The sequence below is a fragment of the Pseudonocardia abyssalis genome (assembly GCF_019263705.2).
Taxonomy (GTDB): Bacteria; Actinomycetota; Actinomycetes; order Mycobacteriales; family Pseudonocardiaceae; genus Pseudonocardia; species Pseudonocardia abyssalis.
Window position 1 is genome coordinate 1,048,680 of record NZ_JADQDK010000001.1, and the last position, 24,717, is coordinate 1,073,396.

Annotated in this window: 23 protein-coding genes, 1 tRNA gene and 1 pseudogene; 11 read left to right on the forward strand and 14 right to left on the reverse strand. The window is 74.4% G+C overall.

Going from position 1 to position 24,717, the window contains the following annotated elements; all coding sequences use genetic code 11:
* Nucleotides 1-63 precede the first annotated feature (63 nt).
* The 5 genes from I4I81_RS05035 to I4I81_RS05055 are packed head-to-tail and all read right to left on the reverse strand — an operon-like array spanning nt 64 to nt 6,880.
* The gene (locus I4I81_RS05035) at nt 64-2,700 is read right to left on the reverse strand and encodes a winged helix-turn-helix domain-containing protein (protein WP_218604286.1); all 2,637 of its coding nucleotides are present in this window, start codon (nt 2,698-2,700) and stop codon (nt 64-66) included.
* A 33-nt stretch (nt 2,701-2,733) separates the two neighbouring features.
* Nucleotides 2,734-3,543 carry a TauD/TfdA family dioxygenase gene (locus I4I81_RS05040; RefSeq protein ID WP_218604287.1) on the reverse strand — a complete coding sequence of 270 codons (810 nt, stop codon included), beginning with the start codon at nt 3,541-3,543 and terminating at the stop codon, nt 2,734-2,736.
* Between the two features lie 42 nt (nt 3,544-3,585).
* Entirely contained in the window at nt 3,586-4,404 is an 819-nt protein-coding gene (locus tag I4I81_RS05045) for an ABC transporter permease (protein ID WP_218604288.1), read from the reverse strand.
* Nucleotides 4,401-5,342, reverse strand: coding sequence for an ABC transporter permease (locus I4I81_RS05050; RefSeq protein WP_218604289.1), 942 nt, complete (start codon nt 5,340-5,342; stop codon nt 4,401-4,403). Before I4I81_RS05050 ends, I4I81_RS05045 begins: the two co-directional genes overlap by 4 nt.
* A 2-nt stretch (nt 5,343-5,344) precedes the next feature.
* Nucleotides 5,345-6,880, reverse strand: a complete 1,536-nt coding sequence (locus tag I4I81_RS05055; RefSeq protein WP_218604290.1) for an ABC transporter substrate-binding protein — start codon at nt 6,878-6,880, stop codon at nt 5,345-5,347.
* Between the two features lie 147 nt (nt 6,881-7,027).
* Here I4I81_RS05055 and I4I81_RS05060 point away from each other — a divergent pair, with 147 nt between their 5' ends.
* On the forward strand, nt 7,028-8,266 hold the full coding sequence (locus I4I81_RS05060; RefSeq protein ID WP_226363757.1) for an MFS transporter: 1,239 nt from the start codon (nt 7,028-7,030) through the stop codon (nt 8,264-8,266).
* A gap of 14 nt (nt 8,267-8,280) precedes the next feature.
* Here I4I81_RS05060 and I4I81_RS05065 read toward each other — a convergent pair whose 3' ends face one another.
* On the reverse strand, nt 8,281-8,985 hold the full coding sequence (locus I4I81_RS05065; protein ID WP_218605072.1) for a DsbA family oxidoreductase: 705 nt from the start codon (nt 8,983-8,985) through the stop codon (nt 8,281-8,283).
* A gap of 7 nt (nt 8,986-8,992) precedes the next feature.
* Entirely contained in the window at nt 8,993-10,348 is a 1,356-nt protein-coding gene (locus tag I4I81_RS05070; RefSeq protein WP_218605071.1) for a PLP-dependent cysteine synthase family protein, read from the reverse strand.
* A gap of 63 nt (nt 10,349-10,411) precedes the next feature.
* Between I4I81_RS05070 and I4I81_RS31795 the strand changes: the two are divergent.
* Both I4I81_RS31795 and I4I81_RS05080 read left to right on the forward strand, forming a co-directional pair.
* A pseudogene (locus I4I81_RS31795) lies at nt 10,412-11,137 on the forward strand (maleate cis-trans isomerase family protein); the annotation flags it as partial.
* A 596-nt stretch (nt 11,138-11,733) separates the two neighbouring features.
* Complete coding sequence (locus tag I4I81_RS05080; RefSeq protein WP_218605069.1) at nt 11,734-12,390, forward strand: class I SAM-dependent DNA methyltransferase; 657 nt, start codon at nt 11,734-11,736, stop codon at nt 12,388-12,390.
* Here I4I81_RS05080 and I4I81_RS05085 read toward each other — a convergent pair.
* The 3 genes from I4I81_RS05085 to I4I81_RS05095 are packed head-to-tail and all read right to left on the reverse strand — an operon-like array spanning nt 12,323 to nt 13,762.
* Nucleotides 12,323-12,682 carry a DUF3253 domain-containing protein gene (locus I4I81_RS05085; RefSeq protein WP_218605068.1) on the reverse strand — a complete coding sequence of 120 codons (360 nt, stop codon included), beginning with the start codon at nt 12,680-12,682 and terminating at the stop codon, nt 12,323-12,325. The two genes, I4I81_RS05080 and I4I81_RS05085, sit on opposite strands and share 68 nt — an antisense overlap.
* Nucleotides 12,672-13,481 (reverse strand): shikimate dehydrogenase, encoded by an 810-nt coding sequence (locus I4I81_RS05090; protein ID WP_226363758.1) that lies wholly within the window; start codon nt 13,479-13,481, stop codon nt 12,672-12,674. Before I4I81_RS05090 ends, I4I81_RS05085 begins: the two co-directional genes overlap by 11 nt.
* Entirely contained in the window at nt 13,478-13,762 is a 285-nt protein-coding gene (locus tag I4I81_RS05095) for an MSMEG_0570 family nitrogen starvation response protein (protein ID WP_225925024.1), read from the reverse strand. Before I4I81_RS05095 ends, I4I81_RS05090 begins: the two co-directional genes overlap by 4 nt.
* Nucleotides 13,763-13,798: 36 nt before the next feature.
* Between I4I81_RS05095 and dprE2 the strand changes: the two genes are divergently transcribed.
* Nucleotides 13,799-14,527 carry a decaprenylphospho-beta-D-erythro-pentofuranosid-2-ulose 2-reductase gene (gene dprE2 / locus I4I81_RS05100; RefSeq protein WP_218605065.1) on the forward strand — a complete coding sequence of 243 codons (729 nt, stop codon included), beginning with the start codon at nt 13,799-13,801 and terminating at the stop codon, nt 14,525-14,527.
* Here dprE2 and I4I81_RS05105 read toward each other — a convergent pair.
* From I4I81_RS05105 to I4I81_RS05115, 3 genes are all read right to left on the reverse strand, one after another.
* Nucleotides 14,524-15,138, reverse strand: a complete 615-nt coding sequence (locus I4I81_RS05105; RefSeq protein WP_226363759.1) for a class I SAM-dependent methyltransferase — start codon at nt 15,136-15,138, stop codon at nt 14,524-14,526. The two genes, dprE2 and I4I81_RS05105, sit on opposite strands and share 4 nt — an antisense overlap.
* A 393-nt stretch (nt 15,139-15,531) precedes the next feature.
* Nucleotides 15,532-16,011 carry a DUF309 domain-containing protein gene (locus I4I81_RS05110; protein ID WP_218615849.1) on the reverse strand — a complete coding sequence of 160 codons (480 nt, stop codon included), beginning with the start codon at nt 16,009-16,011 and terminating at the stop codon, nt 15,532-15,534.
* A 58-nt stretch (nt 16,012-16,069) separates the two neighbouring features.
* Nucleotides 16,070-16,142: transfer RNA gene (locus tag I4I81_RS05115), tRNA-Leu, on the reverse strand.
* A gap of 107 nt (nt 16,143-16,249) precedes the next feature.
* Here I4I81_RS05115 and I4I81_RS05120 point away from each other — a divergent pair.
* The 6 genes from I4I81_RS05120 (at nt 16,250) to I4I81_RS05145 (ending at nt 22,674) form a co-directional block, all read left to right on the forward strand.
* Nucleotides 16,250-16,876: an ANTAR domain-containing response regulator gene (locus I4I81_RS05120; RefSeq protein WP_218605119.1), complete on the forward strand. Its 627-nt coding sequence runs from the start codon at nt 16,250-16,252 to the stop codon at nt 16,874-16,876.
* A gap of 194 nt (nt 16,877-17,070) precedes the next feature.
* Nucleotides 17,071-18,297: a branched-chain amino acid ABC transporter substrate-binding protein gene (locus I4I81_RS05125; RefSeq protein ID WP_218605118.1), complete on the forward strand. Its 1,227-nt coding sequence runs from the start codon at nt 17,071-17,073 to the stop codon at nt 18,295-18,297.
* Between the two features lie 106 nt (nt 18,298-18,403).
* Entirely contained in the window at nt 18,404-19,336 is a 933-nt protein-coding gene (locus I4I81_RS05130) for a branched-chain amino acid ABC transporter permease (RefSeq protein ID WP_225924487.1), read from the forward strand.
* Nucleotides 19,333-21,078: a branched-chain amino acid ABC transporter permease gene (locus tag I4I81_RS05135; RefSeq protein ID WP_218605117.1), complete on the forward strand. Its 1,746-nt coding sequence runs from the start codon at nt 19,333-19,335 to the stop codon at nt 21,076-21,078. The genes I4I81_RS05130 and I4I81_RS05135 overlap by 4 nt, the downstream gene beginning before the upstream one ends.
* Entirely contained in the window at nt 21,075-21,881 is an 807-nt protein-coding gene (locus I4I81_RS05140) for an ABC transporter ATP-binding protein (RefSeq protein ID WP_226363760.1), read from the forward strand. Before I4I81_RS05135 ends, I4I81_RS05140 begins: the two co-directional genes overlap by 4 nt.
* A 70-nt stretch (nt 21,882-21,951) precedes the next feature.
* On the forward strand, nt 21,952-22,674 hold the full coding sequence (locus tag I4I81_RS05145; RefSeq protein ID WP_218605116.1) for an ABC transporter ATP-binding protein: 723 nt from the start codon (nt 21,952-21,954) through the stop codon (nt 22,672-22,674).
* Between the two features lie 93 nt (nt 22,675-22,767).
* On the opposite strand, the gene I4I81_RS05150 is transcribed toward I4I81_RS05145, so the two are convergent.
* Nucleotides 22,768-23,148, reverse strand: a complete 381-nt coding sequence (locus I4I81_RS05150) for a hotdog fold thioesterase (RefSeq protein ID WP_218616523.1) — start codon at nt 23,146-23,148, stop codon at nt 22,768-22,770.
* A gap of 222 nt (nt 23,149-23,370) precedes the next feature.
* On the opposite strand from I4I81_RS05150, the gene I4I81_RS05155 reads away from it, so the two are divergent.
* Nucleotides 23,371-24,684 carry a BtrH N-terminal domain-containing protein gene (locus tag I4I81_RS05155; protein WP_225924488.1) on the forward strand — a complete coding sequence of 438 codons (1,314 nt, stop codon included), beginning with the start codon at nt 23,371-23,373 and terminating at the stop codon, nt 24,682-24,684.
* Nucleotides 24,685-24,717 lie beyond the last annotated feature (33 nt).

The following is a 24,717-nucleotide window of genomic DNA, read 5'->3' on the forward strand; positions in this document are numbered from 1 at the left end:
GACGGTAGGAACCGTGGGGGTACGGGCGCGTCACACCACGATGTGACCCGGTGGGTGAGCCGGCTACAGGACGCCGCGTTCGCGCGCCCGGGCGACGGCCGCACGGCGGGTGGTCACGTCGAGCTTGGTGAAGATGTGCTTGGTGTGGGTGCGCAGCGTGTTGTGCGTGACGAAGAGCTCGCGGGCGATCTGCGGACCGGTCAGCTCGCCGTCGAGCAGCCGCAGCACCTGGAGCTCGCGGGCGGTCAGCAGGTCGTCCGAGGGGGGAGTCGGACCGGCGTCGAGGAGGCGACGTGCGTGGGCCATCCCGTGCCGCTCGGCGTCACGCAGCAGGGCGATCAGGGGTGCACCCTCGTCGAGGAACAGTCGCACGTGACCGTCCGGCTCGGGCGCGTCGGCCAGCGCACGCCCGAGTGCGGCACGCGCCCGCGGCCGGTCGCCCCGCGCGGCGTGGGCGAGGGCCTGCAGCATCCGGATCTCGACGACGCTCCCGGCACGGCCCGACGACTCGGCGGCTGCCAGCAACCGGTCCAGCAGGCCGACGGCCTGTGCGGCCCGGTCCTGTGCGAGGAGCAGTCGCACCAGGGTCAGCTGGTCGAACTCGGTCAGGAAGCCGCCGCCGACGGCGGCGGTCACGCCCCGTTCCCGGGCCCAGCCGTCGGCCTCGTCCGGGCGCCCCTGGGCGATCCGCACCCGGGCCCGGACCGCGGGGATCGGACGCACGTCCGGGAGGAAGCCGGGCAGGTGGTGCTGCTCGGCCAGGTCCAGGAGGTCGACGGCGCCGTCCGGATCGCCTTCGGCCGCGGTGAGCAGGGCCATCGCCACGAACCACCGGTGGCGGCCCTCGGTCGTCGCCGTGCGCGCGTCGAACCCCGCGGCGGTCTCGAGGTGCCGCCGGGCACCGTCGAGGTCGCCGGCCTGGCGGTCGAGCTCGCCCAGCGTGACGTGCAGCCCGGCCGTCGCCCGTGGCACGCCCCGGGAGCCGGCCCACCGCAGGGCGCGCTCGCAGAGCAGGCGTGCGGTCCGGGGTCGACCGGCCGTGAGCCACATGTCGGCGAGGACCGCGGTGCTGCTCAGCTCGTCGACCAGGTTGCCCGCGGCGCGCAGGCCGGCCACCGCCTGCCCGAACGTCCGCAGCGCAGTGGTGACGTCCCCTTCCGCCCACGCGGCGAGGCCGAGGAACCCCGCCGCGGCGCCGCGCGACAGGTGGTCGCCGGGACGGGCCAGGTCGAGCGCTCGCCGGGCGTGCTCGGCGGTGCCGGCCACGTCACCCCGGGCCTGTGCGAGCGACGCGCGGTAGACGGCGATGGTCGCGGGCAGCGTGTGCAGCTCCTCGGTGTCGGCCCACGGCGGCGCCGCTCCGTCCGGTACGGCGGCCAGTGCACGTTCGGCGTCGTCGAGCCGCGACTCGAAGGCCGCGGCGTCACCGGAGACCATGAGCATCCACCCGTGGAACACGCCGAGGACCGGACTGCGCCGGACGACGTCGTCGGGCAGCTGCCGGAGCCAGCCGAGGAACATCGCGTCCTGTCGGGCGCGCCGGACGGCCGGCACCGCTCGTTCCATCAGCCGGGCGGCCCGGTCGACGTCACCTGCGGCGAGCGCGTGGCGGACGGCCCCCTCGGCCCGGTCGTGCCGCTCGTGCCATCCGCCCGCCCGCCGGTGCAGCACCGGGACCTGGTCCGGGGGGATGCGCGCCCGCAGCACGTCGGCGAACAGGTGGTGGTAGCGGTACCACTCGCGGTGGTCGTCCAACGGGATCAGGAACATGTTGGCGCGCTCCAGGGCCAGCAGCGTCCGGGCCCCGTCGTCACGGCCGGTGACGGCGTCGCAGAGCGACCCGGTCAGCCGGTCGAGCACCGCGGTCCGTGCCAGGAAGTCCCGGACGTCGTCGGACTGGTGCCGCAGCACCTCCTCGACGAGGTAGTCGACGATGTACCGGTCGGTCCCGGCGAAGCGCGAGACGAACCCGCTGACGTCGTCGCGCCCCCGGATCGAGAGCGCGGCGAGCTGCAGGGCGGCGATCCACCCCTCCGTCCGCTCCTCCAGCGCGGCGACGTCGGACGGGGCGAGGTCGAGGCCCGCCACCTCGTCGAGGTATGCGGCGGCCTCGGCGGGGGTGAAGCGGAGGTCGGCGGCGCGGACCTCGGTGAGCTCGCCGCGTGCGCGCAGCCGGGCCAGCGGGAACGGCGGATCGGCCCGGGTGGAGATCATCAGGTGGACGTGCGGGGGGAGGCGCTCCAGCAGGGACGCGAGGCCGTCGTGGACCTCGCGGGCGACGACGAGATGGAGGTCGTCGAGGACCAGCACGAGGTCGTCGCGCCGCGCGTGCAGGTCGTCGAGCAGTGCGGCGAGGACCGACTCGATCGGCGCCCGGGACGCCGTCAGCAGCGACAGCGCGCCGTCGCCGAACCGGTCCGGCGAGCCGGGAGCCGTGCGCAGCGCGGCGACGAGGTGGGTCCAGAAGCGTGTGGGATCGTCGTCCTGCTCGTCGAGCGAGAGCCAGGCCGTGGACCGTCCGCCTGCCGACGCCAGCCAGTTCGCGAGCAGCGTGGTCTTGCCGAACCCGGCGGGGGCCGACACGAGGGTCAGGGTCCCGCCGGTCGCCCGGTCGAGGTGCTCGTGCAGGCGTGGACGCCCCACCGACCGGCCGCGCGACGCGGGGACCCGCAGCTTGGAGGCGAGCACCGTCCCGGCCATGCGGCCAGTATGGGGCGGCGCGCCCGCGCCGGGTCAGAAGGCGCCGGTGCTCCGGACCGTCATCACGTGCATCGTGCGCTCGCCCGCGAACGCGTCGCGGCCGTGCACGAAGCGGTAGTTGTCCAGGACGAGCAGCTCACCGGCCTCGAGCCGGAACCGCGCGGCGCACTCCTGGGCGGTGGCGAGCACGTCGGCGTACTCGTCGAGGTGGGCGAGGTGGGCGTCCCAGCGCGGTTCGCGGGGGACGGGCAGGGCGTAGTCGCTGGCCCGGACCGCGCGCCGCCCGCGGCGCGTGTGCTCCACCAGGCCGCGGACCAGCGGGGTGAGCGGGACGGAGTGGGGCCGGACCGTCCAGCCGCCGAAGAAGTCGACGTCGCAGGTGGTGAGGAACTCGTGCAGGTCCGGCCGGGTCTCGCGCAGCACGTCGACCAGTGCGTAGCCGTCGATGAGCACGGAGTCGCCGCCGCGCTGTGCGGGCCGGGTGCAGAGCATGAACAGGTAGTCCTCGTCGGGGTCGCGCAGCCGGACGGCGCGGCCGTGGACGTCGACGGTCACCGTGGCCCCGTCGCTGTGCAGGGTCAGCGCCGGGGAGTCGACGCCGTGCTGCAGCCGGATCCCGAACAGCTCGCGGAGCCGGCCGCCGAGCAGTCGCGCGGCGACGGTGACCAGTTCCTCCGGGTCGCTCCCGCGGCCGGGGAGGATCACGGCCCCGTCGCGGTCGAGCACCGCGCGCGCATCGGCGTCGTCGACCCGGGCCGGGGTCACCCCCAGCGGGGCGAGCAGCTCCTTGAGCTCGGGTCGCACGGTGCCGCGTCGGCGGCCCTGCTCGTCGGTGGTCGCCACGATGCCTCCACAAGGTTGTTGCCCAGATCCTGCATATGCAGGTTAAGAGGGATTGCGGGTGCGGCGGAAGACGTCCGGTTCGCTCCAGCGGCGTTCGAGGGACCGCCCGGCCAGCGTGACGACGAACGCGACGCCCACGATCGCCGCGGCGGGGGCCAGTACCAGGCCTGGCCGTACGAACAGGTAGGGCCGGGCGTCGTCGAGCATCGCCCCCCACTCCGGCGTCGGCGGCTGGGGCCCCAGGCCGAGGAAGGACAGGCCCGCGACGGTCAGCAGGGTCGCGGCGAAGCGCAGGAAGGCGTGCGCGGTGAGCGGGCGCACGGCGTTCGGCAGGATGTGCCGGAACACGATGCGCCCGGACCCGGCGCCCAGCGCGGTCGCGCTGCGCACGTAGTCGGTGCCCGCCTCGCGCACGGTGAGGCCGAGAGCGAGCCGGGCGAACGGGGTCCAGCCCGTGAGGGTCACCGCGATCAGCAGGGTGGAGGTGCCGGGGGAGAGCAGTGTGGTGAGCACCAGCGCGAGCAGGATCGACGGCACGGCGACCAGCACGTCGACGACGCGGGTCAGCGCCTGCGCCGCGATCCCCCCGCGGAACCCGGCCAGCATGCCCAGGGTCGTGCCGATCCCGGCGCACAGCGCGACGGCCACCACGGTGAACCCCACCGACAGTCGGGTGCCCGCGGCCAGCCGGGCCAGCACGTCGCGGCCGAGCTGGTCGGTGCCGAGCGGGTGCGCCGGGGACGGCGGGGCGAACCGGTTCGCGAGGTCGTTGCCCACGGCGTCGAGCGGGAGCAGCCCCGCCACCACCAGGACGACGGCGAGAGTGCCCAGGGCCGCCGCGGGCAGGCGGTCGCGGTTCACCGGACGGCCCGGCGGGCGAGGGGGTCGATCGCGAGCTGCACGAGCTCGGTGCCGACCGTCGTGAGGACCGCGATCGTGAGCAGGACGAGCAGCCCACCCTGCACCATCGGCAGGTCCTGGGCGAGCACGGCGTCGTAGAGCAGCCGGCCGAGTCCGGGCACGGCGAAGACCACCTCGACGACGACCGACCCCCCGAGCAGGCCGGCGAAGAACATGCCCGACAGCGCCGTCACCGAGGTGAGGGAGCGGCGGGCGGCGTGCACCCAGAGCAGTCGGCGCTCGGACATGCCCCGGGCCCGGGCCGCGGCGATGTGCAGGGTGCCCAGCACGTCGGCGGTCTCGGCCCGGGTCAGCTGGGCGGCCAGCGCCGCGGGGAACAGGGCGAGCGTGACGACCGGGAGCACCGCGGCCGCCGCACCGCCCCAGCCCGCGGCGGGCAGGAGCGGGAGGGCGACGGCGAACACCAGCACCAGCAGCGGGGCGAGGATGAACTCGGGAACCGTCGCACCGAGCACCGACAGGGCGCTCACGGCCCGGTCGACGGGGCCGCCCGGCCGCCGGGCCGCGGCGACGCCGGCGGGTATGCCGACGAGTCCGGCCAGGAGCAGGGCGAGCGTCGTGAGCAGGGCGGACACGCCCAGGGCGGCACCGAGCTGCGGGAGCACGGCGGTGCGGGTGGAGAAGGACAGGCCGAGGTCGCCGCGCAGGGCGGAACCGAGCCAGAGCAGGTACTGCTGCCACAGGGGGCCGTCGAGTCCCAGCTCGCGGGTCACCCGTTCCGCGGCGGCCGGATCGGGCACCGAGTCGGCGATCCGGGAGCGCAGGACGGTGCGGGTGGTGTCGAGCCCGGACGCCCGCGGCAGCAGGAACACCAGTGCCGACGCGACCAGCAGGACCAGGGGCAGCGGGAGCAGGCGCCGGACCGGCGTTCCGGGCATCCTCAGCCCGTTCGGGCCAGCTCCGAGGTGACCAGCACCCGCCCGGCCGGGTCGGGCACGAACCCGGTGACCCCGCGGGTCGCCGAGCTGTCCACCGTGTGCACCAGAGGGACGCCGACCGACTCCGCCTCGAGCAGCCGGGCCGCCCGGGCGAACGTGTCCTGCCGGGCCGCGGGATCGGGGACCTCCACCAGGCCGGCGACCAGCGCGTCGAACTCCGGGGAGCAGAACCGGTTGAGGTTGTAGGTCCCCGAGCAGCTGTAGTCGCTGCTCAGCACGCCCGCCGCGTCGGGCAGGTCGGTGAGCAGGTTGCGGGACAGCACCATCATGTCGTAGCGGCCGGCGAGCAGCTCGGGCTCCTGGGCCGCGTACTCGCCGATCTGGATCTCGGCGGTGATCCCGGCCCCGGACAGCATCGCCTGTACGGCCGTGGCCAGCGTCGGGAGCTCCGGCCGGTTCGCGTAGGTCCACAGTCGCACGGTCACGGGGTTGTCCGGGCCGAAGCCGGCCTGGGCGAGCAGGTCGGCGGCCGCGGCCGGGTCGTGGGGCGGCACCGGGCCGGTGCCGCCCCACGGCACCGCCGGGCCGAAGATCTCCGACGCCGGCAGTCCGGACCCGGCGAGTGCCTGCTCCGCGAGCGCGGTGCGGTCGACGGCGAGCGCGACGGCGCGCCGGACCCGGACGTCGGAGAACGGCGGGGCGGACCCGTTGAGGTACAGGCTCGCCGTGCGCGGGGTCGGGACCGTCTGCACCTCGACGTCCGGGGTGGACTGCAGCTCCAGCACGGCGGGCTCGGGGAGACCGAGCACGATGTCGACGTCACCGGCGCGGAACGCCAGCGCCCGGGCCGTCGGGTCGGTGAGGAAGCGCGCCGTCACCGAGGCCACCCGGGCGCGCTCCCCCCAGTACTGCTCGAAGCGCTCCAGGGTGATGCCCTGCGCCGCGTCCGCCTCGGTGATCCGCAGCAGGCCGGTACCGGTGCCGACGACCGAGGGCGGGCCGTCGCCCGCGTAGGCGGACGGCGCGAGGATCGCGGTGCCCGGTGCGCTCAGCCGCAGGGGCAGGATCGGGTCGGGATCCGCGGTCCGCACCAGCACGGCGTCACCGTCGGCCTCGGCGGTGAGCGCCGCGCCCGCGATCGCCCGGGGCGGCGCGGCGACCCCGGTGAGGTAGGTGAGCGCACCCACCACCGCCTCCGCGGTCAGCGGGGTCCCGTCGTGGAAGGTCACCCCCGGGCGCAGCGTGAAGCGCCAGGTGGTGGGCTCGGTCTGCGTCCACTGCGTCGCGAGACCGGGCTGCGGGCGGCGCTCGCCGTCGACGGCCACCAGCGTCTCGACGGCCCCGAGCTGGGTGAGGACGAACGCGTCGTCCGTGTCGATCGCCAGGCCGGAGCGCGGTGCGAACTGCAGGCCGATCGAGACCGCGCCGTCCGGGACGGCGACGCCGGTGACCGGGGCCGCGCCGGCGCCGCAGGCGGTCACCAGGCACGCCAGGAGGGCCAGTACGACTGCCCGGGAACGGGTCGGTGCGGGGTGCACGGTGGGCCTTCCTCTCACGGATTCCGGCGCTGCGGCGGAACGGGTCGGCGGATTGTGTGATCGCGCCGGACCGCGTGTCAACGCTTGTGCGACCTACTCTGCATCAGCACATAGGCAGTTGTCGCAGAGATGCGTAGATGCGAATGAGTGGTGACTGTGGTCGGCGACGGTGATCACCCCAGGACGGCGTTCGGCGCGCTGCCGCCCGTGATGCGCCTGCTGGTGGGCACGCAGCTGGCCTTCAACGTCGGCTTCTTCATGGTGGTGCCCTACCTCGCGGTGCACCTCGCGACCGACCTCGCGCTCGCCGGCGGGCTCGTCGGGCTCGTCCTCGGGCTGCGCACCTTCAGCCAGCAGGGGCTCTTCGTGGTCGGTGGGACCCTGGCCGACAGGTGGGGTGCGAAGCCGGTGATCCTCGCCGGGTGCGCGCTGCGCGTGGCCGGGTTCGTGCTCCTGGGGGTCGCCACCTCCCTGGCGGGGGTGCTCGCCGGAGCGCTGCTCACCGGCTTCGCCGCGGCGTTGTTCTCCCCGGCCGTGGAGTCCGCGCTGGCGCGGGAGGCCGGTGAGCTGCCGGCCGGGGGCCCGACCCGCGCCGACGTCTTCGCGATGTTCGCCGTCAGCGGCCAGGTCGGCACGGTGGTCGGGCCGCTGGTGGGCGCGGCGCTGCTCCTCGTCGACTTCGGGCTGGCCTGCATGGTGGCCGCCGCGGCGTTCGTGCTGATCGGGCTGGCCCACCTGCGGTGGTTGCCGCCCCGACCCGCAGCGCACGCCGACGAGCCGATCCTCGACGGGTGGGCGGAGGTACTGCGCAACCGGCGGTTCCTCGTCTTCGCGGCGGGCTACTCGGCCTACCTGCTCTGCTACAACCAGCTCTACCTGGCGCTGCCGGTCGAGCTGGAGCGGGGCACCGGCGGGCAGGCGGGGCTGGGGTGGCTGTTCGCGCTGGCCGCGGTGATGGTGATCCTCGGGCAGGTTCCCACCACCCGGTGGGCGCGCCGGCGCCGGGCCGGGACGCCGATCCTGCTCGGCTTCGGGCTGATGTCGGCCGCCTTCCTGCTCGTCGCGGCGGCCCTGCCGGCGGCCCCCGCCGGGCCGTGGCCGGCGGTCGGGTTCGTCGTCCTGCTGACCGCGGGGCAGATGCTGGCCGGGCCCGTCGCCCAGGCGCTGGTGCCGGTCCTCGCCGCCGAGCGGCGGCTCGGGGCCTACTTCGGGGTGCTGTCCTCGGCGGGTGGGCTCGCCGTGCTGGTCGGCAGCACGGCGGTCGGCGCACTCCTCGACGTCACGGTCGCCCCTGCGGCGACGGCCTGGCTCGTCCTGGCCGCCGTACCGCTCGTCGGTGCGCTGGTGATCGGTGCACTGGCCCGCCGCGGAGCACTGCACGGATGACAGGCACGACCACCTCAGACGGCGCAGCTGCCGTCGGCGCAGGTCTCTCCCGCACCCCCGGCCGGCGTCAGGACCTGGATCGGGTGGGCGTCGGCCCAGGCCGTCTCCAGCACCTGCAGCAGGGCGTCGGCGGGCTGGGCGCCGGAGACGCCGTACTTCGCGTCGACCACGAAGAACGGCACGCCGCTGATCCCGTAGGCCTGCGCCTGGCGCTGGTCGGCGCGCACGGCGTCGAGGAAGCGGTCGCCGGCGAGCAGGTCGCCGACCTCGGTCTCGTCCAGCCCGGCCTCGACGGCGAGCCGGGTCAGGGCCGCATGGTCGCCGATCGGCTCGCGCTCGGCGACGTACGCGCGCAGCAGCCGCTCCTTCACCGCGTCCTGGATGCCGTGCTCGGCGCCGAGATGGATGAGCCGGTGCGCGTCGACGGTGTTGCCGCCCCGCGCGTTCTCCAGGTCGAACTCCCAGCCGTCAACGGCCGCGGTCTCCGACATCTGCCGGACCATGCCCCGCGCCTGCTCCGGGGCGGTGCCGTACTTCTCGGCCAGGTGCTCGAGCAGCGTGCCCTCGCGCTCCTGCGGTGCGGTGGGGTCGAGCTCGAAGCTGCGCCAGCGCACCGTCACCTCGTCGCGGTGCTCGAACCTCTCCAGCGCGGCCTCGAACCGGCGCTTGCCGATCGCGCACCACGGACAGACGACGTCGGACCAGATCTCCACCTGCATACGGGCGTCAACCGCGGTCGGTGCCCGCGTGTTCCAGGTCCGCGCGCGAGATCATCGCCACCACCCGGCCGTCGACGAGGACGAGCACCGGACCGTCGGGCACCCGGGCGTGCGCGGCTGCGGCCTCCTCCCCGTCGCCGACGGCAGGCGGCGGTCCGGTGACGTGTGCGGCGACGTCGTCGCCGGCCGACAGCCCGGGGTGCACGGCGACCACGCCGAGCACCTCCGGCGCCGACCGGGTCTCCCGGTCGGACTCCCGCGGGGTGACCACCGCGACCGGTCCGGTGCCGTGCACCGCGAGCGCCTCGCCGACGGTCGTGCCGGCCGGGGCCACCGCGACCCCGCGCGCGGTCACGAGGTCCCGCACACGGGGGCCGGTGGGGGAGTCGAGGAACCCGAGGCGGGTCATCCAGCCGTCGTCGAAGTACTTCGAGAGGTAGTTGCGGCCGGAGTCCGGCGCGATCACGACGACGACGTCGTCCGGCCCGAGCGCGGCCGCGACCCGCAGCGCCGCGGCGACGGCCGTGCCCGCCGATCCGCCGACGAGCAGCCCCTCCTCCCGGGCCAGCCGCCGGGCCGTCTCCAGCGACTCGCGGTCGCCGATCCGCTCGAACCGGTCGACGACGCCCCGGTCGTAGGACTGCGGCCACAGGTCGTCGACGGTGCCGGGGTGCAGGTAGTGCCCGACGCTCTCGACGAAGTACGGGCTGCCGTCGCCCCCGCCGTAGCGCGAGCTCTCCGGGTCGGCGGCGACGACCGTGACCGGCCCACGCGACTTCAGGTACCGCCCGGTGCCGCTGATCGTGCCGCCGGTGCCGACGCCCGCGACGAGGTGCGTCACGCGCCCGCCGGTCTGCTCCCAGATCTCCGGACCCGTGGTCAGCTCGTGGACGCGCGGGTTGGCCGGGTTGTCGTACTGGTTCGCGTACCAGCCGCCGGGGGTCTCCGCCGCGATCCGCCGCGCGAGGTTGTTGACGTGCTCGGGGTGCTCGCGCGGCACCTTCGGCTCGGTGGCCACCACCTCCGCCCCGTACGCCCGCAGCAGCGCGATCTTCTCCGCCGCGATGCTGTCCGGCACCACCACGACGGCCCGGTGCCCCTGCTGCGCGGCGACCATCGCGAGCCCGACACCGGTGTTGCCCGACGACCCCTCGACGATGACGCCGCCCCCGCCCGCGGGGAGCTCGCCGGACTCCTCGGCCGCGCGCACCATCGACAGCGCGGCGCGGTCCTTCACCGACCCGCCGGGGTTGAGGAACTCCAGCTTGACGTACACGGCGGCGGCCAGCCCGGCCGTCACCCGGCGCAGGCGGAGCAGGGGCGTCGAGCCCACCGCGTCGAGCAATGACTGATGGACGTCCACCACCCGATCGTGCCTTACCCCCTCGCAACATCCCCGAAATGGAGTGCGCCCTACCGTGTCGCCATGCAGCACGAGACCGGCGCGGCCACGCCGCCCGACCCGGCCGGGGGGATCGGCGTCATCGTCCCCTTCGACTTCGCCCTCGACCGCGAGCTGTGGCGCTGGGTGCCCGAACCCGTCGAGCTCCACCTGACGCGGACGCCGTTCGTCCCGTCGCCGGTCACGGCGGAGATGGCGCGCGCGATCAGCGACCCGGGACCGGTGCGCAGCGCCACCCGCGACCTGCTCCAGCCCGGCACCCGGATCGTCGCCTACGCGTGCACCTCGGGCAGCTTCGTCGACGGCGTCGCGGGCGAGCACGCCCTGCTCGACGTCATGCACGAGGCCGGTGCGCGGCACGCGCTCACCACCGCGGGGGCGCTGGTCTCCGCGCTCGGGGCGGTCGGGGCGAGCCGGGTGGCGATCGTGACGCCGTACGTCGACTCGCTCACCGACCTGCTCGGCGCGTTCCTCGCCGCGCACGGCATCACCTCGACGTCGGCGGTCGGGCTCGGCCTGCTCGGCCAGATCTGGCGCGTGTCCTACGAGGAGGTGGTCGCCGCCGCCCGCGCGGCCGACCGTCCCGACGCCGAGGCCGTGTTCATCTCCTGCACCAACCTCGCCACCTACGACGTCATCGCGCCGCTGGAGCGCGAGCTCGGCAAGCCCGTGCTCACCGCGAACCAGGTGACGATGTGGGCGGCGCTGCAGGCGATCGGCGTGCCTGCGCTCGGTCCCGGGCAGCGCCTGATCGCCGGGGACGCCGCCCGCGGCCCGCACCTGCGCGCCGTCCCGGACCCGGCGCCGCGGCTCGGTCCCGGCGGGTCGGCCGCGCTGCACCGGGTCCGCGTGCGGCTGCCCGACGAGGCCGGGGCGCTGGCGCGGCTCGCGGAGTCCGTCGCGTCGGCCGGGGGCAACATCGTGGCGTTCTCGGTGCACGGGCAGGACTCGGAGTCGGTCGTCGACGAACTGGTGGTCGGCGGGGCGTCCGACCGCGACCTGCTCGCCGGGGCGGTCCGCGCGGCCGTCGGACGGGCGGCGGGGGCGGTGCTGGTCACCGAGGCCGATCCGCACGACCTCGTCGACGGCCAGACCCGCGCCCTCGACCTCGCCGCCCAGGCCGTGCAGAACGGCGACCCCGCCTCCGCGCTGGGTGCCCTGCTGCACGCCGACTCCGTGGAGGTCGTCGACGACGAGCCGGACCCCGATCCGCATGTGCTCGCCGTACCGGGCCCGGCCGACGGCTGGCTGGTCGCGCGCCGGGCGTGGGCCCCGTTCACCGTCACCGAGGTGGCGCGGGCGGAGGCGTTCGTGCGAGCGCTCACGGCCCTGACGGCGGTGGCACCGTGACCCTGCCTCCGGACTGGACGCACTGGCGGGACCAGGTCGACCTCGACGGCTACGACGAGCGCTGGGCCCGCATCGAGGCCGAGGGCGGCAACCCGCACGGCGAGGCCGACCTCGTGCGCTCGCTCGGCCCCCGGTCGGTCCTCGACGGCGGCTGCGGCACCGGCCGCGTCGGCATCGAGCTGGCCCGGCACGGGATCGCGGTGCTCGGCGTCGACCCCGACCCGGACATGGTCGCCGCGGCCCGGGAGAAGGCGCCCGGCGTCGAGTGGCTGGAGCTCGACCTCGCCGACCTCGACCGCCCCGAGCGGTTCGACGTCGCCGTGCTGGCCGGCAACGTGATCCCGTACGCCACCCGCCGGGCCGAGGTGGTGGCCGGGTGCGCGCGGCACCTCGTCGCGGGCGGGCGGCTGGTCGCGGGCTTCCAGCTCCAGGACGGCTGGCCGACCCTGGCCGAGTACGACGGCTGGTGCGCCGCGGCCGGGCTGAGCCCGCACGCGCGCTGGTCCACCTGGGACCGCCTCCCCTACGAGGGCGGTGACTACGTGGTCGCCGTGCACGTGCGCGCCGGGGTCGCGGCGGCCGACGTCAGCGCCTGCGGATCCGGATCGGCCCCTTCGCCGTCGACGGGTCGACCACCCGGCCACCCTGGGTGATCTCCACCTCGCCCGCCTCCACGAGCCGCCGCGCGGCGCGCCGGGCAGGCTCCATCAGCTCGCGCCAGTCGTCTGGGGCGACCTTGCGGGCGGCCTCGGACGGGCAGATGGTGCCCGACCGCGCGCCGAGCAGGTCGGTGATCGCCGTCTCCAGGTCCCGGTCGACGTCGGAGACCCCGCGGCGGCGGCACCCGGCCGAGCAGTGGCGCACGTCCGCCCAGTCGCGCTCCCACTTCTTGCGCCAGGTGATCCGCCGCCCGCAGGCGACGCACGCCTTGGGCTCAGGAGGCACGGGCGGCCACCGCGTCGTCCAGGGCGGCGCGCATGGCGTCGACGGGTCCGGGGTGGCCGGTCATCAGCTCCACCTGCGCGACGGCCTGGTGCAGCAGCATCTCCAGCCCGCTGACGACCCGGGCGCCCGCCGCCTGCGCCGTCGCCGCGAACGCGGTGGGCCACGGCGCGTAGACGACGTCGAGCACGACGCCCGCGGCGCCGCTCAGGTCGTCGGCGGCACCCTTCGGCAGCGTCGAGACGACCACGTCGGCCCGCTCCAGCACGGCGCTCGTCCGGGCCGGATCGGCCAGGGCGTCGTCGACGAGGGGGTCGACGCCGAGCCGCTGCGCCGCCGCCCGCAGGTCCCCGGCCCGCGCGGCCGAGCGGACGAGCACGGTGACGTCGCCGATCCCCAGCTCGCGCAGCGCCGCCAGCGCGGCCTGCGCCGTGCCGCCCGCCCCGAGGACGACCGCGCGCCCCGTGACCGGCCCCAGCGCGGCGACGATGCCCGCGACGTCGGTGTTGTCGGCGAAGCGCCGCCCGTCGCGCAGGACCAGGGTGTTGGCCGCACCGGTGGCGGCGGCCAGCTCGGACACGGTGTCGGCCACGCCCAGCGCCACGCGCTTGAGCGGCATCGTCAGCGACAGGCCCGCCCACTCGGGGCCGAGCCCGTCGACGAAGGAGGCCAACCCGTCCTCGGCGCACTCGTGGCGGCCGTAGGCCCAGTCGTCGAGGCCGAGCGCCGCGTAGGCCGCGGTGTGCAGGACGGGGGACAGGGAGTGGGCGACGGGGGAGCCGAGGACGGCGGCGCGCCTCACGTCCGGAACCGCTCGACCCGCACGGCGCCGTCGGCGAGCCCGGCCGCGGCCATCTCGGCCTGCACCGCCTCGACCTGCGCCACCGCGACCGGGGCCATCGAGCACCCCATCCCGTACTTCGCGCGAACCCGCTCCTCGGCGACGCCCATCGCCGTGCGGACGCGGTCGACGAAGTCGGCGAGCGGGTAGTCCTGCCCCGCCTCCAGGTACTCCCGCACGATCAGGGACGGCGAGTAGAACGTCTGGCGCGCCCCGTCGGGCCACCGCACGTCGAACAGCATCTCCGGCACCCCGACACGCTAGGGCATGCTCGCGCCATGGGGACGGTGCTGGTGCTCGGTGGTCGCAGCGAGATCGGGCTGGAGGTCGCGCGTCGGCTCGCGCCCGGGTCCACGGTGGTGCTCGCGGCGCGGCGCTCCGCCGACCTCGACGACGGGCCCCTGCTGGCCGCGGGCGCGGTGGCCGTGGACAAGGTGGAGTTCGACGCCGACGACCTCGCGGGCCAGCGAGCCGTCCTCGACGCGGTGGTGGCGGCGCACGGGAGCCTCGACACCGTCGTCGTCGCGTTCGGGATCCTGGGAGAGCAGGCGCGCGCGGAGCGGGAGGTCGAGCACGCGCTGGCCGTCGTGCACACCGACTACGTCGCGCACGTCGCCGTGCTCACCCACCTCGCGTCCGTGCTGCGCGCGCAGGGGAGCGGGGACATCGTCGTGTTCTCCTCGGTCGCCGGAGCCCGGGTGCGCCGCGCCAACTACGTGTACGGGTCGGCGAAGGCGGGCCTCGACGGGTTCGCCTCGGGCCTCGCCGACGCCCTGCACGGCTCCGGCGTCCGGCTGCTGCTCGTCCGTCCGGGTTTCGTGATCGGGCGGATGACGCAGGGCATGTCGCCCGCCCCGTTCTCCTCCACGCCTGCGCAGGTCGCCGCCGCCACCGTCCGCGCGCTGCGCTCGGGCCGCGGCGAGGTGTGGGTACCGGCGGTGCTGCAGCCCGTCTTCGGCCTGCTCCGGCACGCCCCGCGCGCGCTGTGGCGGCGGATGCCGCGCTAGCGGCGCTCGGCCCAGACGGCGTAGAGGGGGTCGCCGCGGCCCGGTGGGGTCCGGAGCTGCCCGCGCACCTCGCCGAACCCCTCGGACACCACGAAGAACGCGTTGACGATCTCCAGACGGCCCTCGTCGTCCGTGCCGAGCCAGCCGCGGATCGCCTTGGTGGGGAAGCACCGGTTGGAGAAGGTCACCACGAACCGCCCTCCGGGTCGCAGCACCCGCGCGATCTCCCGGAACACGGCGACCGGGTCGACGAGGTAGTCGACGGAGACGCAGCAGACGGCGTCGTCGAAGGAGGCGTCGGGGAAAGGGAGGGACGGGTCGGTGTTGAGGTCGCGCACGACGCGCTCGGCGAGCGCCGGGTTCGCCGCCAGCTCCGCCGCGTTCATGCCGAGGCCGACGAGCCGGCGCGGCGGGTCCGGGAAGTGCGAGATCCACGACGAGCACAGGTCGAGCACCTCGCCGTCGAGCCCCAGCTCGGCGTACAGCGCCCCGACCGCGGCGATCGCCCTGTCGTCGATGTGCGTGACGAGCCGCGGCGGACCGTAGAACCCGGCGTCGGGGGAGGGGTCGGCGCGGTCGAAGAAGCCCGGCGGGAACACGGCGTCGGTCACGCCCCGACCGTAGGGCCGCAACCCACCCCCCGCTCCGCGAGTCGCGGGAATCCCGCCCGCGAGTCGCCACATCCCCGCCCCGCGACACACACCTGTCCCGTGGCGTCCCTGGCCCGCGGCGCGGGACGCCGGCGCAGGGGCGGGCGGGTGGGCTCACCTCCTGTCACGGCTCCCGGTCCATGATCGGCGTCACCTGCGTGCCACGGCGGCCCGTGCAGCCGTGGTACGCAGCTCATGGCGATCTGCGCGCCGCAGCCCGCCGCGGCCGGGACCACCGCCCGGGCCCCGGACGCAACCGGGCGCGGTGGCGGACAGCGACTCGCGGGCGAGGACGGAGCGACTCGCGGGCGCGGATGCGGCGACTCGCGGGCGGGGATGCGGCGACTCGCGGGGTCAGGTGGGTGGGCGCAGGTGGGGGCGGAGGTCGGTCTCCGACGGGGCCGCCCCGTCCGCGATGCGCGCCGCCAGCGCGTCGGCGTGGGCGACGAGGCCGGGCAGGTCCAGCCCGGCGGGGGTGTCCCCGACCCAGCGCCGGACGTGGTCGGCTCCGCGCTCCAGCAGTGCGACGGCCCCGCGCGCGTTGCCGCGCTGGGCGTGGGTCAGGCCGACGGCGACCTGGGCGAGGCCCCGCCACAGCTCCCGTTCGGGCGCCGCCGCGGCCTTCCACGCCCCCTCCAGCACCTCGTGCGCCCCGAAGGGCAGTCCGGCGTCGAGCAGCCGCTGGGCCTCGGTGACGGCCTCGTCGGCGGTGAGCACCAGGTCCTCGGGCACCCGTTCCACGCCGTCGGCCCCGTGCGGCAGTGGCCGGCCGGCCGCGTCCCGGGGCCGCGCGCTGCGGGCCCTCCCGGCGTCGTCGCGGTCACGGGTCGTCATGTGCCCACCGTGCATCCGTTCACCGTGCCATCCGTTCGCCGTGCCGGATGTGACGCGGTGCCCCCGGTGGGATTCGAACCCACACTTGACGCTGTTTGAGAGCGCTTCCTCTGCCGTTGGGATACGGGAGCCGTGAGAAGGACGATACCGGCAGACCCGAGATCACAGCGCCTCGCCACCCACCGTCCGGCTATTCTGAATCCTTCCGGTTCGACCAGTCCGGTGTGAGGGAGAAACGGTGACCCAGTCGATTTCCGAGGAGAGCAGCCCCGCGGCCGAGACCACAGGTCTGCGCGTGCTGGTGGTCGAGGACGAGGCGCTGATCCGCCTCGACCTCACGGAGATGCTGCGCGAGGAGGGCTACGTCGTCGCGGGTGAGGCGGGCGACGGGGAGCAGGCGGTCAAGCTGGCCCGCGAGCTCACGCCGGACCTCGTGATCATGGACGTCAAGATGCCGAAGGTCGACGGCATCGCCGCGGCCGGCGAGATCGTGGGGGAGCGCATCGCCCCCGTCGTGATGCTCACGGCGTTCAGCCAGCGCGAGCTCATCGAGCAGGCGCGTGACGCCGGCGCGATGGCGTACCTGGTGAAGCCGTTCGCGCGGCACGAGCTCGTGCCCGCGATCGAGCTGGCGGTGTCCCGGTTCGCGGAGAAGAAGGCGCTCGAGGACGAGGTCGCCACGCTGACCGACCGGCTGGAGACGCGCAAGCTCGTCGACCGCGCCAAGGGCCTGCTCATGAGCCGCCAGTCGATGTCCGAGCCCGACGCGTTCCGCTGGATCCAGCGCACCGCGATGGACCGGCGCACCACGATGAAGGCCGTCGCCGAGGCGGTCGTCGACGGTCTCAACCCGCCGCGCGCCTGATCTTCCCCTCACGCACGGCTACCTGATCGATCACGGACCGCTGTGTCCGAGTTGCGGTCCGGTAAAGGACGGCTTCGAGGTGGTGACGTGGCGGCGAACGTCGGTCTAACGTCCCGGTCGCTCTCGACAGGCGGGAGCGATGCGGTGATCGGGCACCGCACATCGAAGTCGTGCAGTACGGGAAGGACATCAGTATGAGTCGGAGGCGCGCAGTCGTCACCGCCGCGATCCTCGCCGGAGCGCTTGTGCTCTCGGCATGCGGTACCAACCGGGAAGAGGGTGGCGGCGCCGCCGCGGGGGCCTGCGACACGAGCAAGGGCACCCTGGTGGTCGGTCTCGTCGCCCCCCTGTCCGGTCCGCTCTCCGCCCTGGGTCTGGGGATGCAGAACTCGGCCGACCTCGCGGTCGACCAGGCCAACCAGAACTGCACCGTCCCGGGCTACGCCCTGCGGCTGCAGGCCGAGGACGACCAGTCGATGCCGGCCATCGCGGCCAACGCGGCCACGCGCCTCGCGTCGGACCCCAACGTCGTCGGCGTCGTCGGCACGCTGAACTCCTCGACCGCCCAGACGGTGCAGCCGATCCTGCAGCAGCGCGGCATCGTGCAGGTCTCGCCGGCCAACACCAACCCCACCCTGACCCAGGGTGAGGCGTACGAGACGGCCCCGGCCCGCCCGTTCGAGAACTACTTCCGCGTCGCCACCACCGACGCCGTGCAGGGCCCGTTCGGTGCCCAGTACCTCGTCACCACCGCGGGCAAGAAGTCCATCGCGGTCATCGACGACGGCAAGACCTACGGCGCCGGCCTCGCCGCCGCGTTCGCCGCCGAGGCCGAGCGACTGGGTGCCACGATCGTCGCCCGCGAGAAGGTCGGCGAGAACGACACCGACTTCTCCGGCGTCGTCACCACGATCCGCGCCCTGAACCCGGACGCGGTCTACTACGGCGGCGAGTACCCCGCCGCGGGCCCGCTGTCGGCGCAGATCCTCGCCGGTGGACTGGACATCCCGGTCATGGGCGGCGACGCCCTGATCAACGCCGAGTACGTCCCGCTGGGCGGCCGGGTCGGCGACCTGGGCACCAGCGTCGGCGCACCGGCCGAGGACCTGGAGAGCGCCAAGCAGTTCATCGCCGACTACGCGGCGGCCAACTACGTCGAGGGCTACGAGACCTACGGCGCGCTGACCTACGACTCGGCGAACATCATCATCAACTCCCTGGTCACGGCCCTGGGCGACGGTGACTGGTCCGAGGACACCCGCGCCGCGGTCGTCTCCGCGGTGCAGGCCACCGACTTCGAGGGCGCGGCGGGTCCCGTCACGTTCGACGAGTTCGGCGACACGACCAACAAGCTGCTGACGGTATACACGGTCGAGGGCGACGCGTTCGTCCCGCTGGAGACGGGCACCTTCGAGGGCTGACCGAGGTCAGCCGGTGTGCGGCCCCGACCCGGGGCCGCCCAGTACGAGCCGAGCGGTGGGGGCGGGCCAAGAGCCCGCCCCCACCGCGGCGTAGGAGGGACCCCTCTTGCTGTCCACGTTCCTGTCCCAGGTCGTCAACGGCCTGATCCTGGGATCGTTGATCGGGCTGATCGCCCTGGGCTACACGATGGTCTACGGGATCATCCAGCTGATCAACTTCGCCCACGGAGAGATCTTCATGGTGGGCTCCTACGGGGGCCTGGCCATGTTCACCTACCTGCTCCCCACCGCGATCCAGAACCAGTGGTGGTTCGCGCTGCCGCTGTTGCTGGTCGCCGGCGCGGCGATCGCCGTGATCGTCGCGGTCCTGATGGAGCGCTTCGCCTACCGGCCCCTGCGTAACGCTCCCCGCCTCGCCCCGCTGATCACGGCCCTCGGTGTGTCCGTCGCGCTGCAGGAGGCCGTGCGGGTCTTCTACCCCAACGCCACCGCGGCCGTCCCGTTCCCCAAGGTGTTCGTCGAGGGGACGCTCGCGATCCCGATGGGCGACGGCATCGTGCCGATCCGCTACACGGGCATGCTGATCATCGTCGTGTCCCTCGTGCTGGCCTTCGCGCTCAACGCGTTCGTCAACGGCTCGCGGATGGGGCGCGCGATGCGGGCCACCTCGCAGGACCGCGACGTCGCGCGCCTCATGGGCATCGACCCCGACCGCGTCATCGTCCTGACCTTCGTCCTCGGTGCTGCCCTGGCCGGCGTCGCCGGCATCCTGTACGGCGCCGACCTCGGCCTGATCAACATCAACATCGGCCTGCAGAACGGCCTGTTCGCGTTCACCGCGGCCGTGCTCGGCGGGATCGGCAACATCAAGGGCGCCGTCGCGGGCGGTCTGGTGATCGGCCTGGTCAAGACGCTCGGTGGGCAGTACCTGCCGGGCGGCACCCCGTACGACTACGTCTGGATCTTCGTGGTCCTGATCGCCGTGCTGGTCTTCCGGCCACAGGGCTTCTTCGGCGAGACCGAGCGGGTGCGCGCATGACCACACTGGAGAAGGCCCCGGCCCCGGCTCCGACGGGCCGCCTCGCGGGCCTCACCGCCTACGCCACGCCGTTGCGCGCGGCGGGTGGCGTGCTCACCGTGGTCGGCGCCTACCTGCCGTGGGCCACGTTCGTGCTCAACGACGGCGCCTACCCCGAGCAGGCCACGCTGGAGTTCTTCACGGTCCCCTTCGGGGTCACCGGGTTCCGGCTGCACCTGCTGCTGTTCGGGCTGGCGGCGATCGTGCTGGCGCTGGTCGCCGTACCCGCGAAGGGGCGGATCATCCGGGCGCTGGGCTTCGGCGTCGTCGCGATGAGCGTCGTCAACGGGCTCTACATCGTCGCCGAGGGCGGGGGTCTGGGCGCGGTCACCGTCGCCGACGGCGTCGCGTTCGGGGCACTCGCCGCCCTGGTCGGCGGCGTGCTGCTGGTCGTCGGCGCCAACGCGGGCGGGATCGAGCCCCAGCCGGTGTGGACCTGGCGGCTCAACGCCTGGGTCGAGCGGGCCCTGCTGATCGTGATCTTCCTGCTGCTGCTCCTGCTCGTCGCCGCCGTGCTCACCAGCGGTGGCCAGGGCGGCGGCGCGAGCTACGCGGGCGCGATCTTCCTGTCCTTCCTCGGCGCGGTCGGCGGGCTGATGGCCGCGCTGTCGGCGTCGGGCCTGTTCGGGTGGATCACCGCGCTGACCGAGCGGCACCGCATCTACAGCGTCCTGCTCCTGCTGGTCACGGCGCTGCTGCTGCCGCTGACGTCGGCGGGCACCGAGTACTGGATGACGGTCGCGGCCACCATCGGTGTGTACGCGGCCACCGCGATCGGGCTCAACATCGTCGTCGGCCTCGCGGGCCTGCTCGACCTCGGCTACGTCGCGTTCCTGGGCATCGGCGCGTTCGTCGCGGCGAACCTGTCCGGGGCGGCGGCGTCGCAGATCGGGATCACGCTCCCGTTCCCGCTCGTCATGATCATCTCGGCGATCGTGGCCGGGATCTTCGGCGCGATCGTCGGGTCGCCGACGCTGCGCGTGCGCGGTGACTACCTGGCGATCGTGACGCTGGCGTTCGGCGAGATCTTCGTCCGCAGCGCGCAGAACAACATCGGCGGTCTGACGGGTGGCTCGAACGCCATCCCCAACATCCCGCCGGTGTCGTTGTTCGGCAACGACTTCAACGAGGGACTGGAGATCGGCGGGCTGGAGCTGCCGCCGGGCTTCCTCTACTACGTCCTGATCGTGCTGATCATCTCCGCGGTGATGGTGGTGTTCGCGAACCTCAAGTTCTCCCGGCTCGGCCGGGCGTGGATCGCGATCCGCGAGGACGAGGACGCCGCCCGGGCCATGGGCATCCGCACCGGTCCGATCAAGATCCTGGCGTTCCTCATCGGGGCGATGTTGGCCGGGCTGGCCGGGGCGTTCTACGCCCACAAGCTCGGCACGGTGTCCTACGAGAGCTTCCGGTTCCTGGAGTCGGTGACGCTGCTCGCCGCCGTCATCCTCGGCGGCATGGGTACCATCCCCGGTGCCGTGCTCGGGGCGTCGGTGCTGTTCGTGCTCCCGGAGAAGCTCCGCGAGTTCTCCGAGTACCGGCTCCTGCTGTTCGGCATCGCGCTCGTGCTCATCATGCGGTTCCGTCCGCAGGGGATCGTGCCCGACGCGCACCGCCGCGCCGAGCTGGCCCCGGAGACGGACCCGGCGATCATCGCCGCGGAGGAGAAGGTCGCGGCCGAGGCGAAGGAGCACAAGTCGTGACCGACGCGATCCTGGCCGCCACGGGCGTCACCATGCGGTTCGGCGGGCTCACCGCGCTCAACGACGTCTCCTTCGACCTGGCCGAGGGCGAGGTCATCGGGCTGATCGGGCCGAACGGCGCGGGAAAGACCACGCTGTTCAACTGCCTGACCGGGCTGTACTCGCCCACCGCGGGCGAGGTGGCACTGCGCGGGAAGCGGTTGCCCGAGGACCCGGCGAAGGTCACCGAGCTGGGCGTCGCCCGGACGTTCCAGAACATCCGCCTCTTCCCGTCGATGACGGCGGAGGAGAACGTGCTGGTCGGGCGGCACTGCCGGATGAAGCAGAGCCCGTTCTCCTCCCTGCTGCACGGGCCGGGCTTCCGGCGCAGCGAGTCCGAGGCGCTGGCGCGCTCGGCGGAGCTGCTCGCGTTCGTCGGGCTGACGAGGTTCTCCGACGAGCTCGCCCGCAACCTGCCCTACGGCGACCAGCGCCGGCTCGAGATCGCCCGCGCGCTGGCCACCGACCCGGCCGTGCTCCTGCTCGACGAGCCGACCGCGGGGATGAACGCGCAGGAGACCGAGGCCACCCGGCAGCTGATCCTCTCGATCCGCGAGCTGGGCATCTCGGTCGTCGTGATCGAGCACGACACCAAGTTCATCTTCACGCTGTGCGACCGGGTGCTGGTGCTGGTGCAGGGCGAGCTGCTCGTCGAGGGCACGCCGGACGAGGTGCGGGGCGACCCGCGCGTCGTCGAGGCCTACCTCGGGGCGCCGCCGGAGGAAGTCGAAGCGCAGATCCACGCCGGGGAGCAGACGCCATGAGCGAGCTTGCGAGCGAATCATCGACACAGCGTCCGAGCGAAGCGTCGAGCTCGCGCGGCGAGGGAGAACGATGAGTTTTCTCGAGGTCACCGACCTGACGGTCGCCTACGGCGCGATCCAGGCCGTCCGCGGAGTCACGTTCTCGGTGGAGCAGGGCCAGATCGTCAGCCTCATCGGCAGCAACGGCGCCGGCAAGACCACGACGCTGCGGACGATCTCCGGGCTGCTCCGGCCGGTCGCCGGCACGGTCCTGCTCGACGGGAAGCCGATCCACGCCCTGCCGGCCCACGAGATCCTCGGGCTCGGCGTGGCGCACAGCCCGGAGGGCAGGCGGCTGTTCGCGCGGATGACGGTGGAGGAGAACCTCCGCCTCGGCGCGTACACCCGTTCCGACGAGTCGGGCATCGTGTCCGACCTCGACCGGATCTACGACCTGTTCCCGGTGCTCGGTGAGCGCCGCAAGAACAAGGCCGGCCTGTTCTCCGGGGGCGAGCAGCAGATGCTCGCCATCGGGCGGGCGCTGATGTCGCGGCCGAAGCTGCTCATGCTCGACGAGCCCTCGATGGGCCTCTCGCCGATCATGACGCAGAAGATCTTCTCGACGGTCCGCGAGCTGCGGTCCGAGGGCACCACCGTCCTGCTGGTGGAGCAGAACGCACTGGCGGCGCTGGCACTGTCGGACCGGGCGTACGTGATCGACCTGGGGCGCACCACGCTCTCGGGGACGGGCCCGGAACTCCTGGCGGACCCGCGTGTCCAGGAGGCCTACCTGGGCGAGGGCGTCGCGAACTGACCCGGCGCCCCGTGGCAGCAAAGCCACTGTGCTGCCATCTCGTGGCGGCACAGTGGCTTTACTGCCGTTCGGGTCCCGGGGGCGGGCGGGGTGCTAGGGCTGGGTGTCCCGGTGCAGGCAGGTCAGCTTCGCCGTGCAGGTGCGGCGGCCGTCCTCGTCGGTGATCACGATCTCGGTCGTCGAGGTGCTGCGGCCGACGTGGATCGGGCGGGCCACCCCGGTGACGTACCCGCCGGTCGCCGAGCGGTGGTGGGTGCAGGCGAGCTCCAGGCCGACGGGGAACCGCTCCGGCATCGCGTGCAGTGCCGAGAGCGTGGAGCCGAGCGTCTCGGCGAGCACCGCGCTCGCGCCGCCGTGCAGCAGCCCGAACGGCTGCTTGTTGCCGGCCACCGGCATGCGTCCGACGACCTCCTCGAGGCTCAGCGTCACGAGCTCGATGCCCATCCGCTCGGCGAGCTGCTCGGTGGTCTGCATCGGGGGGAGGTCCGCGGGATCGATGGGCACGGACGGCACCCTATGGCAGACTCCGGAGCGGCGATCACCACGCCGGACCTCCTGATCGGGCCACCCACGCGGCCCGGCCGCGCGGGGGCGCAGGGGACCTCGTGAGCCTCGGTGACTCCCACCCGCCGTGAACTGCGGCCGGGCGGTGCACGGGGCGTGGGGCCGGGTGCCGCCGCGTGGCCGTGGAGCGTCATGACGAGTCAGAAGCAGCTCAAGGCCCGGATCCGTGCGCGCATGGCCCGCACCGGGGAGAGCTACACCACCGCCCGTCGGCACGTCGCGGGCGCCGCGCCCGTCCCGCTGTCCGCCGCCGGGTACCGGCTGTCCGGCGGCCGGGAGCCGGTGTCCGCCGCTCTCGCGCACGTCCTCGCCCACCACGGGGTGCGGTGCGCCGGCGACGAGGTGTCCGAGGAGTTGATCTTCGGCGTCGCGGGCGGGCCCGGGGCGGGCTACATCCTCTGGGAGTTCGCCCACGACGACTCGCGCCCGGTCGTGCTCGCGTTCTCCGCAGACTGGCAGTACGCGGACCGCGCGACGCTCGCGGCGCTCGACCGGCTCGGCGTCGCGGCGTCGGTGCACCGGACCGGGGGAGCCGTCGGCGCGGCACGGGCGCTGGCCGCGGCCGTCGACGCCGGGCGGCCCGCTCTGGTCTGGCCGGACCGTCGGCGGGCGGGGTACCGGCATCTTCCCGACGCGCTCGACGGGATGGGCGGGCACGTGGTCGTGGCCTACGGCCGCAGCGGCGACGGCTACCTCGTCGACGACCGCTCGCTCGCCCCGCTCACGGTGCCCGCCCCGGTGCTCGACGCGGCGCGGGCCCGCGTCGGGTCCTACCGGAACCTGCTCGTGGACCCGCAGCCCACCGGCGACCTCGCGCCCGAGGCGCTGCGGTCGGCGCTGGTCGCCGGCCTGTCCCACGGGGCGGCGCAGCTCGGCGGCACGTCCGCGTCGTTCGCGCTGCCGGCCTGGCGGAAGTGGGCGCGGCTGGTGACCGAGGGGAAGGCGGCGAAGGGCTGGCCGCGGGTGTTCGCCGACGGCCGCGGGCTGGCCGGGGCGCTGGCCTCGGTCTGGGAGGGTGTCTCGCCCGCCGGGACGACGGGCGGGCACCTGCGCGACCTCACCGCCGACTGCCTCGACGCCGCGGGCCCCCTGCTCGGGGTGCCGACCGCCGCGGCGGCCGACGCGTGGCGGGCGGCCGGTGCGGGCTGGACGGCGGTGGGCGACGCCGCGCTGCCCGCCGACGTCCCGGGGTTCGGGCGGCTCCGCGAGCTGACCGCGACCGTCGAGCAGTCCGTGCTGGGTGACGGCGACGCGGGCCGGGACGCGGCCGTGGTCGCCGCGGCCGGGTTGTGGGAGCTGCGGGCGCGCCTCGACGCCGAGCCGCCGCTGACCCCGGCCGACCGGGACGCCCTCTTCGCCGGTCTGGGCTCCCGGCTGCACGCCGTGCACGCGGCGGAGCAGGTGGCGGTGCGGGAGCTCGCGGCGGTGCTGGAGCGGGCGGGCTGACCCGCAGGTCGGCGGTCCATGGTCACCGTCTCG